Below are 13796 nucleotides of genomic sequence, written 5' to 3'. Positions count from 1 at the left end.
ACCGGCTTTTACGGCTTGATTCTGCCGTACGTCCCTCCGCCCCCGGCCTCAAGGACGAGCTGCCCGGTGCGCGCTTTATGAATGACAGCCGCTATTTTAGGCTGGACGACACGCGCCAATTCCTCTTCTTGCGCCTGATGAAGAATCGCCATCTCTGTCCCGAAAGCCCGCTTCAGTTTTTCTAACGTTTTCGGCCCGACCCCGGGAATGAACTGCAGCGGGATTTGATGAATATACGGCGGCCGCGGCACGCGGCTTTTTTTCGGGCCGCTCAGTTCCTCCAGCCGTTCACTGACCCCTTTTGTCATTGTTTTCCCCCCGCACTCCGGACATGCGGAAGCTCCTTTTTCAACCGGGCTGCCGCAGCGGTCGCAAGCCGTCCGGTAATACTTCCCGAGCTTCGGGTTCAGCCCGTAATTCGCCGTGATTTTTCTTCCGTCCTTCCCTTTTAAAGCCAGCGAAAATTCCGTGAAATTCGCTTCTTTAAGAAGCATTTCATTATATTCTCTGCCGATTTTTCCTAAGGAATGCGCATCAGAATTTGTTAAAAATGTATACGGATCAAGTTCTGTTACCCGCGAAGCCATGTCGGTGTCACAGCTTAACCCGAGTTCCGCCGCGTCAATGAGCGACGGGTCGAAAACTTCTCTCAAAGAAGATATGACCCCTTTTCCGTACAGGCTTTTATGCGGGGTGAACATATGGGCGGGAATAAACAGCCCGCCCAATTCCTTTGTTTTCCTTTGTAGATTCAAACCGGTTTCATAAATGCGCTGGGAACTGAGATGGATATTTTTAAGCCTTTTTGCGAGCCACTCAGAAAACATCTTCATTTCGGCAAGAGCCGGCATAAAGACGAGAACGTGAATCGGCCCGCGGCATGTGTGATCATAGATTTCAAGCTCACTGCCCAACAGAAGCGTCGTATTCCGATACCGGATGCCGCCTTCTTTCAGCTCACGGTATCCGCCTTCATCAATTCCGCGCTCGATTTCTTCTATGACTTCCGGGGAATGGCAGTCGATGATGCCCAATAGTTCAATTCCCTTCCCCTCACTGGCTTCTTCTAAAATCCGGTGCAGCGTCAACGTTTTGGCCCCGGTGATTTTGACCGGTTTTCCCGTATAGGTGCGGCCGATATGAATATGCAGATCCGCATAGATGGTTTTCATCATTTTTCCTTCAGCGCTTCTTTCAGCTGGAGATACTGAATCGCGTACGCCGTTTTTGCGTCATACACCCTGCGGGATTCAATCAGCTTCACGGCCTCTTCAAGCGTGACCTGCATGACTTCGACAAATTCATCCTCATCCAGCTCTCGTTTTTCTTCCAGCAGCGAAAGCCCTTCCGCAAGAAAGAGATGCACGATTTCATCAGCAAACCCGGGTGATGTATAAAAAGCGGTGATTTTCGTCAAGGTTTCCGCCGTATATCCCGTTTCTTCCTCGAGCTCTCTTAACGCCGTATGTTCCGGCTCTTCCCCCTCTTCAAGCTTCCCGGCCGGAATTTCAACGATTGTCCGTTCCAGCGGCTTTCTGAACTGGTTCACCAAAATGATTTTTCCTTCCTCGGTCACCGCAAGTACGGCCACCGCTCCCGGATGTTTGACGATTTCCCGCTTGCTTGTTTTTCCGTTCGGGAGCTCTACATCCTCTAAGTAAAGATCTATGACTTTCCCGTCATACAGCTTTTTTTTCGCAAGTGTTTTTTCTTCTAAATGTTTCATCATTTCATCTCCCGTTCTGTCTCTCTATTATGCCTCATATATTTTATCATACATGCATGAGAGGGAGGTGCTTTTCGATTGAAGGTGTACCGGAAGGATAAGAGTATCGTATTGGTCGGAAAGGCGTGGGAAGTGCGGGCTAAACTGAAAGAATACGGACGGACATTCCGCTATATCGGAGATTGGATCACCGGGCCTTAACAGTTGAAAACTTCGCGCCTTTATATTACGGTCAATAAAAGACTATAAAAAGGAGCGAAACGATGAGAAAACGCACACTGGGACATTCTGATTTAGAAATAAGCGAAATCGGGCTCGGCTGTATGTCGCTGGGCACGGATAAAGCTAAAGCGCTGTCTATTTTAGATGAAGCGATCGAGCTTGGAATCAATTATTTAGATACCGCTGATCTTTATGATTTCGGCAGAAATGAGGAAATTGTCGGGGAGGCCGTCAAAAACCGCAGGCACGACATCATTTTAGCCACGAAAGCCGGAAACCGCTGGAATGATGATAAAGACGGCTGGCATTGGGACGCTTCCAAGGGCTACATAAAAGAAGCGGTCAAAAACAGCCTGCGCCGGCTGAAAACGGACTATATCGACCTTTATCAGCTGCATGGCGGCACGATGGAAGACCATATTGACGAAACGATCGAAGCATTTGAGGACTTAAAACAGGAAGGTGTCATCCGGTATTACGGCATTTCCTCGATTCGTCCGAATGTTATTAAAGAATATGTGAAAAAATCAAATATCACCAGCGTTATGATGCAATACAGCCTGCTGGACCGGCGTCCCGAGGAGTGGCTTCCCCTTTTAGAGGAGAACGGAATCAGCGTAGTCGCAAGAGGGCCTGTCGCTAAAGGGCTTCTTACGGAAAAACCGCTTGATCAAGCGGCCGCAAGCGTAAAAGAGAACGGCTATTTAACATATTCTTTTGCAGAACTGGCAGAAACCAAAAAAGCGATCAGCGCTGCCGCACCTGACTTGAGCATGACGGAGCTTTCTCTTCAATACTTACTGTCACAGCCGGCCGTCGCTTCTGTCATCACCGGAGCCAGCTCACTTGAGCAGCTGAGAGAAAACTGTTCGGCTGCAGAGGCCCGGCGTTTAAGCAGCCAGGAAATCAAAGCCCTGCAATACCATACAAAACGGGACGTATACGAAGCCCATCGTTCTTAAACAATAAAACCGGCACCTTGTCAGATGCCGGTTTATTTATATTTGTGCCAATCGAGACTGCTTTCATTCAGAAGCTCTTCAAAGCTTTTATGTTTTTCTTTTTCTTTTCGCTTTCTGATTTGTTCCGCCTTTTGCTGCGCCTGTTTTTTCTCGTCTTCTTCCTTCAGCTCACTTTTCATTTGCAAAAGCCTGGCCTTCAGATCTTCCCCCAGATCGTCTTTTAAGCTGTGTTTTTCGTTAGGCAGCTGCTTTTTCATCATGACGCCCCCCGTATCTGAATATGGTGAAGCAAGTGTACCACGGAGCGCCGGAGGCCGGCAACGTTCACGGTCCTGAAAAGCCGGAGGAAGGATTTTTCATATGAAAGGAGGGTGCCTGTGTGAAAAAATGGCTGGCGGTGTTCGGTTCGGCTTGCGCAGTCTTTTTGGCTGCCGGATTCGCTTTTACGAATCTGATTATGTTTATGAAGAAAAAGACGGATGAAGATATCATGAAAAAAGAAACGGCGGACGGGCATGATAGATTTGATTCCTTTCAGGCCATGGAAAAAGAAGAAGCCGTCATCCTGTCACGCCACGGGTATGAGATCAAAGGCTTTTACGTCGCCCCGCATCATACGGCAAACACCATGATTATTTGTCACGGCGTTACCGTAAATTCGTTCAATTCATTGAAATACATGGATTTATTTTTAGATTTAGGATGGAATGTGCTCGTATATGACCACCGCGGGCACGGAAAAAGCGGCGGCAGAACGACGAGCTACGGCTATTTTGAAAAAGATGATTTGGAAGAAGCCGTGAATTGGGTGAGACACAAAACCGGAGACGGCGGTCGAATCGGCATCCACGGGGAATCGATGGGGGCGGTGACGGCCTTATTATACGCGGGCGGGCATCAGGATGAAAACGGCGCTGATTTTTATATTGCGGACTGTCCGTTCGCAAGCTTTCGCGATCAGCTCGCCTACAGGCTGAAGCGGGAGTTCCGGCTGCCTCCGTGGCCGCTTCTGCCTTTGGCTGATTTCTTTTTGCGGATGAGAGAAGGCTACCGTATCCGTGATGTATCTCCTCTATCGGTTATCAGCCGCATCCGGCAGCCCGTGCTGTTTATTCACAGTAAGGAAGATGATTATATACCCTCCGCTTGTTCCGAATTGCTGCACCGCAGAAAACGCGGCCCTAAGATGCTCTATCTGGCCGAATCGGGAGGGCATGCCATGTCGTACACCAAAAATCCGGAGAGCTACCGTAAAGCCGTTCAAACCTTTTTAGATACCATGACGCAAACGTAAAAAAGCGAAAGAACGTATGCTGGTTCTTTCGCTTTCCCGTCATAAAACGTCGGTAATCCCGTCCATATTTTCTCCGATCCAATCAATGGCGAGGTCGATTGTCGTAAACTCCTGCGCTTTGAAGGTCATCTCATCCTGAAGCAGCCAGACATCCTTCTGAACGGATTCAGCGCCTCCGATGGACCAGTGCAGCAGACTGTACGGGTGGTTGTTGTTCAGAAAGGATACCCACGTTTTATGCTGTGCCGTCTGTTTAATGGCTTTCAGCTTTTGATTCACTTTCCGTTTCTCCCTGCTTTACTAATATGCTCATTCTCGGGCTCAGCATCTCTGCCGGGCTTTTTAAGACGAGCGTTTTTGCCTTTTCATTGTAATCGATTGTCATTTCCTCGTCAAAAAACACTTTTTGTGAGGTCTGGATGTAAAGCGGAAGTCCGTTGGTTTCAATGGCTTCGCATTGTCCCGTTAATTCGTCCGCCAGCCAGATGGTCGGCACGCCGCTCACCGCGCACCCGCAGCCTTCTGCGTCATAGCGGAGCTGCGCTTTTTTCCCCGGGTTGGCGTCCATCGCCTGCTGAAGTGTGTGTTTCGCCGCATCCGTCACATGTATTTGCATAGATGATCCTCCGTTTTTCATTTTCGCCATTGTAGCATACCGAGCCGCTGTATGCATTGTTTCTGCTTTCTTTACAGCAGCCCGCTCTCCTTAGTCCTTTGCCTCTTGTTCAGCCGCCTTGATCCAGTCATTTTTCCCTTCACTATACTTTGCCATATCGTATGGGTATGTCTTAGCGAGGTGCCGTTTCAGTTCCATGTATTGAGCCGCTTTTTCAGGCTTTGCAGTGAGGTAATCCCGGAACAGCAGATGACGCTTCACGTCCGGATGGCCTGTTTCGTATATGTGGACGTGATGTGTGCGCTTGCTGCCGCCTTTTTGAAAGAAACGCCGGCCCTCTATCCCGTTTTCCCCTTTCGCCTCATAGCCGAGTGCTTCCAGCTGCGGACTGAATCGGTCGGCATCCGAAATATCTTTGACCTCCGCCAGTATATCGATGACGGGTTTGGCGGCCATCCCCGGGATAGAGGTGCTGCCGATGTGGCTGACAGAATGAAGTGCTGGGCCGAAGATTCGGATCAAGTCCGTCTTCTCTCTTTCAAATATTTCTTTCCATTCCGGCTTGTACGGAACAACTTCCGCTTTCCTCTTCGGATAAAGATGAAAAAACGAGAGGGTCAACCCTTCCGGCGTCTCTATCTGTCCGGCTTCTGTGAAACCTGTTTTTAAATAGAGAGAGACTGCCGGAACGTTTTGGCTGGCGGTAGCCGCCTCTATTTTTTGGGCGTCCCGGTTTTGATCTATCACAAATTGAATAAGCGCCCGTCCGATTCCTTTTCGAAAGCCGGACGGGTGCACCGTCAGCCTGCATATGACAAGGTCATATCCCTTTTTTTCATACGAAATGACGCCTGCAAGCTGATCTTTTTCCTTGAAACCGGCAAACGTCTCCCGTGACCGCTGTATATCATCGGGTGTTTCATGCAGGGCGGGAATGCCGAAAAAGCCGATCAGCTCGGCTTCTTTTTGATAAGCGCAGCGCTGAACCGCCGCAATTTCCCGCGCGGTCTGTTCTTGTGTATGCTGTAAAAATGTAATCAATCTTCCGCCCCTTTTGACGCAAACATCCGCTGTGACTCCGTCTTCGTAATGCGGACCGCGTACGCTTCATACCAGGCGGTTTTTCCTTTTTGTTTTGCCGCCTGGTGGTCAGTATGATCTTTCCACCTTTTAATCGCTTCCAGGCTGTCCCAGTAGGAAACCGTGATGCCGCAGCCGTTTTCCTCCCGAACGCTTTCCGCACCTAAAAAGCCCGGCTGTCCGCCTGCCAAATTCATCATGCGCTCTGCCGTATGTTCATATTCCTCATCATATTTTCCCTTTATTGATGAAAAAATGACCGCATAATAAGGCGGTTTGGGCGTGTCAGCTAAAAAACCCATATTCATCCCCCTCTACATATATTTCACAAACAGAATCCGGTCTTCTCCCGGACCGTCATAATTCGCAAAAACAGGGATTCCGTTTACGGTTTTGGTTCCTTTTTCAGCTTCAAAGCCTAATTTTGTATGATAAGCGATTGATACTTTATTGACAGGTGCCGTCACGCAATTGACTTTTGTGCAGCCCCTTTTTTTCACCGTCTCCATAAATCGATCGTAGAGCTGTTTTCCAATTTGCATTTTTCTGAAATCCGGATGCACACCGGAAAAATGAATGTAGGCTGTCTCAGGGTCTGATTGTGACTGAAAACCGATTAAAAAACCGGTCATTCCCTCCGGCCCGTACGTGATAAAGCTTGTGTCCTGAAAATGTTCAAAAAACAAGCGCGGCAGTTTGTCTTTCATCTGCCTGCCGCCCCACCAATCATTCAAAACAGACGTAACCATTTCATAGTCTTCAGAGGTAATTGTTCGAATATCCATTATCGATTGACTCTCCTTTTCGTCCGGCAAAATGAATGTCAGCTCTTCTCATTGGAATATAAAAAATTATATGTGGGTTGTTTGCAATTGTAAATGATTTCTTTTCAAGCGAACGAATCAGCACGTCTTCCAGCCGGGGAATGATTTACCAGTATAAACGTGATCATTGTTCGGGTACAATGAAAAACAGAACAAATGTTCCCGGAGGTTTTTTTATGGCTGATATTCTTCTTGTAGATATGCAATCGTTTTATGCGTCTGTGGAAAAAGCGGAAGCGCCTCATCTCAAAAGCCGGCCCGTGATTGTCTCGGGAGATCCCGAAAGACGCAGCGGCGTCGTGCTTGCGGCTTGTCCGCTCGCCAAACGATACGGCGTAAAAAATGCCGAACGGCTGTGGGAAGCGCAGGCCAAATGTCCCGACGCCGTTATTGTCCGTCCGCGGATGCAGCGGTATATTGATGTATCCGTCATGATTACCGAACTGTTTGAACGGTATACCGATCTTGTAGAACCCTACTCCATCGATGAGCAGTTTCTCGACGTGACCGGAAGCAGGCGGCTGTTCGGTGATCCTTTTACAATTGCCGAAAGCATTCAGCAAGCGATTATGCGTGAATTCGGAATTTATGCCCGTGTCGGCATCGGGCCGAATAAGGCGCTCGCGAAAATGGCTTGCGACCATTTTGCCAAAAAAAACGCATCCGGCATCCACAGATTGGATATGTCAAATATCAGGCAGGATCTGTGGCCGCTGCCGATCGGAAAATTATTCGGCATCGGAAAACGGATGGAGCATCATTTAAGACGGATGGGTATCAGCACAATCGGCGGGCTTGCCGGACACCCCGCCGAATTGCTGAAAAAACGCTGGGGCATTAACGGCGAATTGCTTCAGCGGACAGCCCGCGGCATCGATCCCTCTCCGGTCACCGTCAACACGCACAGCCGGCAAAAAGCGATCGGCCATAACATGACCCTCCCGAGAGACTACAGCCGCTTTGAGGATATCAAAGTCGTGCTGCTGGAGTTAAGCGAAGAAGTGGCCCGCCGCGCCCGTTTCAAACAATACATCGGCCATACGGTTTCGGTCAGCATCAGAGGCGCTGATTTTGAATTCCCTTCAGGTTTTCACAGACAGAGAAAGCTGGTGTCACCGACTAATTTCGGAATGGATATTTTTAAAACGGCGGTCAAGCTCTTCAAAGAGCATTGGAACGGTGCGCCCGTCCGCAGCGCCGGCGTCTCCCTTTCCCAGCTGGAGCCTTGTGATTATGTTCAGCTGAGCCTGTTCGATGCCCAGGAAAAAAAGATCAGTCTCGGCAAAGTATTGGATGATATTCATGAGCGGTACGGCCCTGCGTCGCTCCTCCATGCCGCTTCACTGACAGAGGCCGGCCAAGCCTTTCACCGGGCTGAAAAAATCGGCGGGCATTACAAATAATTTGAGGTGATATACATGAATCCGAACAAATTAACACCCGGGTATAATGTCATGTGGGAATCAAGCCGGATGATGCTGCCCGAACATCGGGAGCAGCTGCTTGCGAAAAAACGAAAAGAACGGGAATTCCGGCCTCCGGAACTGAGCGAAGAGCAACTGAACGACATGAACCGCATCATTGCGGCGTCGATTGAAGAAGGCAGGGCCATTTCGGTCACCTACGCTTCCGCACACGGCCCCCGCCGCTTTTGGGGCTGGGTAAAACAAGTGAGGCATGACGAAAAGCGTTTAAAAATCATAAACGATGAAGATGCGTTAACGCTGCCGTTTCATCGTATTCTCTCAGCTGAATTGGAATAAAAATCCTAACCCGGCCCTGACAGAAAATATGATAGAAGAGTGGGAGGATCACATGATATTTAGTAGAATAAAGATGAATGACAAGAATAGGAGAATATATAATGGATCAATTTATAGAAAAAATGCTGGGACAAGCCCTCCGCCAGTATGGACGGAATGTGTCGACAGATCCGCTGAGCCCCTATGAAAAACAGAGTTTAAAAAAAGCTTTAGAAGAAAGAAGGAATGAAGAACCCGATGAGGATCTCCATGCCCATGTAGAAGATATTATCTACGATTACGTCACCAATCAGGGGCAGTTTTCCTGACACGACGTTTATGCACCGGGCGATAAGGGAAATGTCCGAGAGTAAACCCTTAAAGATTGCGTGGTGCAGGATATGCCTGTCGGGCCTTATTTCAGGATCGGCTATGCCGTTCTTCTGTTATTTCTCATCATTTATCTCGGAACATTAATAGACTTTTTGTTCCAGCCTGTTGTGATTACGGTTAAAACCTTGTTTCCGCCCATTGTATTATCGGGCGTCCTTTACTATTTGTGCCGCCCGCTCGTCAGAGTGCTGCATGCGAAATTAAAGCTGCCCGAAGGAATCGCGATTTTAGCGATTTATGCGGGAACAGCCGGCCTTTTTGTCCTCTTCCTTTATACGGCGGGCCCTGCCGTTCAAAAACAGTTTACAGCCTTCACAGATCATATTCCGGAGCTTTCCGCAAAAGCTGAAAATTGGATCGGGCATCTTCAGGACAGCAAATGGTTTTCCCGGCTTCAGCATGGGGATTCCTTTAAAAAATTAGCAGACAAAGCCGCAAATTATTCCGGTTCAATCGCTGATTCTCTCAGCAGCCTGGCCGGTACGGCTGCCAATGCCGCCATCACCGCAGCCATTATTCCGTTTGCGCTGTATTACATGTTAAAAGAAGGAAACAAAGCCCCCCGGCGACTGCTGCGGCTTCTTCCGGAAAAACATAAAAAAGAAGGAAAACAAATCCTTCAGGACATGGATGAAGCTCTCAGTTCATACATACAAGGACAGCTGCTCGTCAGTTTTTGTGTCGGCGTACTCGTCACAATCGGCTATTTTATAATCGGGCTCGATTATCCGCTCGTTCTGGGCGCGTTCGCCATGGTGACAAACCTGATTCCGTTTATCGGGCCTTGGATCGGCACATTTCCCGGAGTCATTGTCGGATTGTTCGATTCACCGACCGAGGCGGTGCTGGTGATTACGGTCGTCGTCATTGTACAGCAGCTTGAAAGCCAGCTGATTTCCCCGCAAATTATGGGACGGAAGCTGGACATTCACCCGCTGACCATTATTTTTCTTCTGCTTGCCGCCGGCAAATTCTCAGGAATTGCCGGGATGCTTCTGGCCATTCCGGGATATGCGGCCGCAAAAGTGGTCATAAGCCACATGCAGAAACTATTCATTCTCAGAAAAAAAACAAAGCTAGGAGAGAAATGATTCATCCCCCATGTCTTCACATCGGTCAAAATGAAAAAACGGCGGGCTGAAGAAACCCGCCGCACACGGAGGTAAAAAAGATGAACATCGGTGATGTCATTTTTCAATTGATTTCATTTATTGCAGCCGCATTTTTCCTGTTTGCCGTGATATACGTATTCAGAAGCTTGAACAAGCGCCGCATACAATTGGACAGAATCGAAAAGAAACTCGACGCGCTGCGCGAAGAAAAAAACGAAAAGTTATAGTTCATTCAGAAGCAGGCGCAACGAGCTCCACTTTTATCCGATCCGGGTCCTCCGTGTATACGGCGTAATGCGTGCTTCCGCCTGCATATGGATGGCGGTCCCTGTAAAGCACGGGGCATCCTCTGGCAAGCAGCTTTTCTGTCATCTCGTCAACCTGCTCTCTTGATGCAGCATGAAAAGCCAGATGGTTCAGCCCGACCCGGCATCTGTGGTACTCCGGTGTTAAAAAACGCTCCTCTGTCTGTACAAGCACAACATAAAATCCTGCGTTTTTCCAGCTGATGCCGGAGTCCCAATTTTGAAATTCTCTATAACCGAGCTCACCTAAAAACCATCCCCAAAACCGGGCGGAGGCTTTCAAGTCAGATACATACAACTCAATATGATGCATCATAATATTCGCTTCCTCCTCCCATCACACCCGCCTTACCAGCACCTCTTCAACTTTATGGCCATCACCTTTTCTCAAAATCAAATCCGATCTGAATTTTGTCGGCAGGATATTTTCATACAGATTCGGACGGTTGACGCTCTCCCAAATGGAGGCGGCCATGGTATCCGCTTCTGCATCAGACAAATCCTTAAATTTATGAAAATAAGAAGCCGGATCCTGAAAAGCGGTTTCTCTTAAGAGGCGGAAACGCTCCAAATACCACGTGAAAATCCGGCTTTCTTCGGCATCCACATAGATCGAAAAATCAAAGAAATCCGATACAAAAATCCGCGGATCTTCCCTGTCGTCCTCTAAGGTCGGCGACTGCAGGACATTGATTCCTTCGATAATAACGATATCCGCACCTTCGACAACCTCGACGGCGCCCTCTTCCCTGTCATACGTAAGATGGGAATATACGGGCGCCTCCACTCTCTCTTTCCCCGACTTTATATCGTTCAGAAACTCAAGCAGCGCTTTCACGTCGTAGCTTTCCGGGAATCCCTTTCTGGACAGAAGGTTTTTCCTTTTTAATTCCGCCGTCGGATACAAGAAACCGTCGGTTGTCACCAGGCTCACCTTCGGCCTGTCCGGCAGACGGGAAAGAAGCTTTTGCAAAATTCTCGCCGTCGTGCTTTTGCCGACGGCGACGCTGCCCGCGATTCCGATGATAAACGGGATTTTCGCTGAATGCGGATGCTTCAGAAACACATTGACATGCTGATTCCGTCTTGCGGCAGACGTGACATGAAGATGGAGAAGGCGCACAAGCGGAATGTAGATCGTTTCTACTTCTTCCACCGACAGGTAGTCATTCAGCCCCTCTACCGCCTTGGCTTCTTCCTCTGAAACGGCAATGGAAAGATGGCCGCCGAATCCGGCCCACGACTCGCGGCTGTGCTGCGTATACAATGTATGTAAGTTCAATTCTTTACTTTTCACAATTCACACCAATCTCTCTGTATGGCTTTCCGATAAAAAAACAAACGCTTACAAAGATTGTAACGGAAAACCGCTTCACTGTCTGCCCATTTTTTTCAAAAATGAGGAACCGATCCGGCTGTACTCTTCCATTTCCTCCTCCGGAACCATGCTTCCGCCGGTGCTCCACACAAGGTGCACGGCATTTTCCATCTCAAGCCCCCGCTCTTTTATATAACGGTTTCCGGCTTCGGTCTGAACGACCTTGACGGCCCCGGCCAGTCCGGCGAGTGCAGAGGGTTCAAGGCTCTTATTCTCGGCCGCCCTTAATTGATAAAGCAGCGAAAAAAGCGTGCCGTCATCGGCGGTATAACAGCCGCTTAGTATAGGCTCCATCAGAGGGCCGGCCAGTCCGGACGGCCTTCCCACCGCGAGTCCGTCGGCGGCCGTTTGATTATCAAGACCGATATCCTGCACGCTGATTCCGTCATGCAAGCCGGAAAACAGTCCTAACAGCATACACGGTGAATGCGTCGGCTCACCGAAAAAAATATGGACATGCTCGCCATAGATCAGCTTTAGCGCAAGCGCGACGCCGCCCGGGCCTCCTCCGACCCCGCACGGCAAATAAACGAAAAGCGGTTCATCTGCATCAGGCTTTATGTTCATTTGGTCGAGCTGCTTTTTCACACGGCTTCCCGCAACGGCATACCCCAAAAACAGATCCCGGGAATGCTCATCATCAATAAAATAACAATAAGGGTCCTGCTTCGCCTGCATGCGCCCCTCTTTGACAGCCAGACTGTAGTCTGCTTCATATTCGATGACGCGAACCCCCTTTTCCCGGAGCAGCTCCTTTTTCCACTGCTTTGCGTCACTGGACATATGAACGGTCACACAAAAGCCGAGCTTCGCGCCGATTATGCCGATACTCAGACCTAAATTGCCCGTAGAGCCGACGGCTATAGAGTATTTTGAGAAAAAAGCGGTAAACCGTTCTTCAGTCAATATGCTGTAATCGTCGTCTGCTGAGAGCATTCCCGCTTTTACCGCGAGATCTTCGGCATGCTTCAGCACTTCGTAAATCCCGCCGCGCGCTTTAATGGAACCGGAAATCGGAAGTTCGTCGTCGCATTTCAAAAGCAGACGCCCGGGGAAAGCCTGAGCGGCGCTGTGTTCCAGATGCTTCTTCATTTCATTAATCAAGACAAGCGGAGATTCAATGAGGCCTCCCTCCGCTTCCGTCTCCGGAAAAGCCGACGCGATATAAGGCGCAAACCGGCGCAGCCTTTCTTCCGCTTCGGCAATCTCCTTTTTCCATTCAGCGCCATGCTTTACTGGATCATCGGTTTTATGCGGATTGATCCAAAATACTTCACGCGCCTCCGCCATTTGCCTGACTAAAGGCTCTGCCATCAATGCCTTGTGTATATCCCGGTCGGACATTCCTTTTTCCCCCTTGTTACTTTTTCTTTAATGCGCGGCCGGCCAGTTTTTCTGTAAACGATGGGAAAAGCTGATACAGCTTCGTCCCGAGGCTCATCCATCGCGGAAGATTCATTTCCCGTTTATCCGTCAGAATCACGGATGTAATGCGCTCTGCCACATGGTCGGCATCAAGCATCCATCTGCCGACGCTTTTCACATAACCGCCCTCTTTATCTGCAATTGTAAAGAAGTCTGTTTTGATCGGACCGGGATTAACCGTTGTCACGGCTACACCCGTACCGGCCAGCTCAAGCCGCAGCGCATTGGAATACCCTAACACGGCGTGCTTCGTTGCGGAATAAAGGCTTGATTTCGGCGTCGCCAATTTGCCGGCCTGTGAGGCGATATTGATAATATGGCCGCTTTTCGCATGAAGCATCACAGGAAGACAGGCCTTCGTACAGGCGATTAATCCGAAGACGTTGACTTCAAACATTGCCTTCATATCATCCAAAGATGAATCAGCGGCCGTTTCAAAAATGCCGAAGCCGGCGTTGTTGATTAATACGTCAACATGACCGATCAAACGCCTTACGTTTTCAGCCTCTTCTGCATGCCGGACGTCAAACGGAACGACATCACACTGTCCGCCGCGCGCGGTAATCGTCTTTTTCACTTCCTGCAAGCGGTCCTCCCGCCTGGCGGATAAAAAAACATGAGCCCCTTCTGCCGCGCAGGAATATGCAAGCCGTTCTCCGAGTCCGCCGGATGCTCCGGTGATCCAAATCCGCTTATCCGTTAATCTGCCCATTTCCT

At 49.3% G+C, this 13796-nt stretch carries 20 protein-coding genes; 8 read left to right on the top strand and 12 right to left on the bottom strand.

The window, feature by feature from the left end; translation table 11 throughout:
• Nucleotides 1–8: 8 nt before the first annotated feature.
• Nucleotides 9–1172, bottom strand: coding sequence for a TIGR00375 family protein (locus tag BXO87_RS14075; protein ID WP_076851376.1), 1164 nt, complete (start codon nucleotides 1170–1172; stop codon nucleotides 9–11).
• Nucleotides 1172–1726, bottom strand: coding sequence for an NUDIX domain-containing protein (locus BXO87_RS14070; RefSeq protein ID WP_061046644.1), 555 nt, complete (start codon nucleotides 1724–1726; stop codon nucleotides 1172–1174). The genes BXO87_RS14075 and BXO87_RS14070 overlap by 1 nt, the downstream gene beginning before the upstream one ends.
• Before the next feature lie 78 nt (nucleotides 1727–1804).
• Between BXO87_RS14070 and mciZ the strand changes: the two genes are divergently transcribed.
• Entirely contained in the window at nucleotides 1805–1927 is a 123-nt protein-coding gene (gene mciZ / locus BXO87_RS14065) for a Z-ring formation inhibitor MciZ (RefSeq protein WP_041482451.1), read from the top strand.
• A 62-nt stretch (nucleotides 1928–1989) separates the two neighbouring features.
• On the top strand, nucleotides 1990–2910 hold the full coding sequence (locus BXO87_RS14060; protein WP_007409397.1) for an aldo/keto reductase: 921 nt from the start codon (nucleotides 1990–1992) through the stop codon (nucleotides 2908–2910).
• A gap of 32 nt (nucleotides 2911–2942) precedes the next feature.
• Here BXO87_RS14060 and BXO87_RS14055 read toward each other — a convergent pair whose 3' ends face one another.
• Nucleotides 2943–3167, bottom strand: coding sequence for a YqkE family protein (locus BXO87_RS14055; RefSeq protein WP_076851375.1), 225 nt, complete (start codon nucleotides 3165–3167; stop codon nucleotides 2943–2945).
• A gap of 122 nt (nucleotides 3168–3289) precedes the next feature.
• Between BXO87_RS14055 and BXO87_RS14050 the strand changes: the two genes are divergently transcribed.
• Nucleotides 3290–4204, top strand: coding sequence for an alpha/beta hydrolase (locus tag BXO87_RS14050; protein WP_020956031.1), 915 nt, complete (start codon nucleotides 3290–3292; stop codon nucleotides 4202–4204).
• A 39-nt stretch (nucleotides 4205–4243) separates the two neighbouring features.
• On the opposite strand, the gene BXO87_RS14045 is transcribed toward BXO87_RS14050, so the two are convergent.
• The 5 genes from BXO87_RS14045 to BXO87_RS14025 form a co-directional block, all read right to left on the bottom strand.
• On the bottom strand, nucleotides 4244–4483 hold the full coding sequence (locus tag BXO87_RS14045; RefSeq protein ID WP_003153307.1) for a DUF2552 family protein: 240 nt from the start codon (nucleotides 4481–4483) through the stop codon (nucleotides 4244–4246).
• A complete protein-coding gene (locus BXO87_RS14040; protein WP_014305346.1) occupies nucleotides 4458–4820 on the bottom strand; it encodes an iron-sulfur cluster biosynthesis family protein in 363 nt (120 codons plus the stop codon). The genes BXO87_RS14045 and BXO87_RS14040 overlap by 26 nt, the downstream gene beginning before the upstream one ends.
• Before the next feature lie 90 nt (nucleotides 4821–4910).
• Nucleotides 4911–5861 (bottom strand): GNAT family N-acetyltransferase, encoded by a 951-nt coding sequence (locus tag BXO87_RS14035; protein ID WP_076851374.1) that lies wholly within the window; start codon nucleotides 5859–5861, stop codon nucleotides 4911–4913.
• Complete coding sequence (locus tag BXO87_RS14030) at nucleotides 5858–6202, bottom strand: antibiotic biosynthesis monooxygenase family protein (RefSeq protein WP_015240143.1); 345 nt, start codon at nucleotides 6200–6202, stop codon at nucleotides 5858–5860. Before BXO87_RS14030 ends, BXO87_RS14035 begins: the two co-directional genes overlap by 4 nt.
• A gap of 12 nt (nucleotides 6203–6214) precedes the next feature.
• Entirely contained in the window at nucleotides 6215–6685 is a 471-nt protein-coding gene (locus BXO87_RS14025; protein ID WP_007409392.1) for a GNAT family N-acetyltransferase, read from the bottom strand.
• Nucleotides 6686–6900: 215 nt separating this feature from the next.
• On the opposite strand from BXO87_RS14025, the gene BXO87_RS14020 reads away from it, so the two are divergent.
• The 5 genes from BXO87_RS14020 (at nucleotide 6901) to BXO87_RS20575 (ending at nucleotide 10198) form a co-directional block, all read left to right on the top strand.
• Entirely contained in the window at nucleotides 6901–8127 is a 1227-nt protein-coding gene (locus BXO87_RS14020) for a DNA polymerase IV (protein ID WP_076851373.1), read from the top strand.
• A 15-nt stretch (nucleotides 8128–8142) separates the two neighbouring features.
• Complete coding sequence (locus tag BXO87_RS14015; RefSeq protein WP_076851372.1) at nucleotides 8143–8487, top strand: YolD-like family protein; 345 nt, start codon at nucleotides 8143–8145, stop codon at nucleotides 8485–8487.
• A gap of 101 nt (nucleotides 8488–8588) precedes the next feature.
• Entirely contained in the window at nucleotides 8589–8795 is a 207-nt protein-coding gene (locus tag BXO87_RS14010) for a YqzH family protein (protein WP_003153294.1), read from the top strand.
• 72 nt (nucleotides 8796–8867) lie between these two features.
• Nucleotides 8868–9950 carry an AI-2E family transporter gene (locus tag BXO87_RS14005; RefSeq protein ID WP_020956036.1) on the top strand — a complete coding sequence of 361 codons (1083 nt, stop codon included), beginning with the start codon at nucleotides 8868–8870 and terminating at the stop codon, nucleotides 9948–9950.
• 80 nt (nucleotides 9951–10030) lie between these two features.
• A complete protein-coding gene (locus BXO87_RS20575) occupies nucleotides 10031–10198 on the top strand; it encodes a DUF4083 family protein (RefSeq protein ID WP_007409388.1) in 168 nt (55 codons plus the stop codon).
• Between the two features lies 1 nt (nucleotide 10199).
• Here BXO87_RS20575 and BXO87_RS14000 read toward each other — a convergent pair whose 3' ends face one another.
• From BXO87_RS14000 to BXO87_RS13985, 4 genes are all read right to left on the bottom strand, one after another.
• On the bottom strand, nucleotides 10200–10589 hold the full coding sequence (locus BXO87_RS14000; protein ID WP_029973629.1) for a VOC family protein: 390 nt from the start codon (nucleotides 10587–10589) through the stop codon (nucleotides 10200–10202).
• Between the two features lie 24 nt (nucleotides 10590–10613).
• Complete coding sequence (gene coaA / locus BXO87_RS13995; RefSeq protein WP_003153290.1) at nucleotides 10614–11573, bottom strand: type I pantothenate kinase; 960 nt, start codon at nucleotides 11571–11573, stop codon at nucleotides 10614–10616.
• Nucleotides 11574–11648: 75 nt separating this feature from the next.
• The gene (gene dsdA / locus BXO87_RS13990; RefSeq protein WP_038464056.1) at nucleotides 11649–12998 is read right to left on the bottom strand and encodes a D-serine ammonia-lyase; all 1350 of its coding nucleotides are present in this window, start codon (nucleotides 12996–12998) and stop codon (nucleotides 11649–11651) included.
• Between the two features lie 16 nt (nucleotides 12999–13014).
• A complete protein-coding gene (locus BXO87_RS13985; protein ID WP_039063282.1) occupies nucleotides 13015–13791 on the bottom strand; it encodes an SDR family NAD(P)-dependent oxidoreductase in 777 nt (258 codons plus the stop codon).
• Between the last annotated feature and the right edge of the window lie 5 nt (nucleotides 13792–13796).

Source organism: Bacillus sp. GZB, assembly GCF_001975995.1.
GTDB classification, from domain to species: domain Bacteria; phylum Bacillota; class Bacilli; order Bacillales; family Bacillaceae; genus Bacillus; species Bacillus velezensis.
Note: the sequence above shows the minus strand (reverse complement) of the source record. Positions and strands in the feature narration are given on the sequence as shown.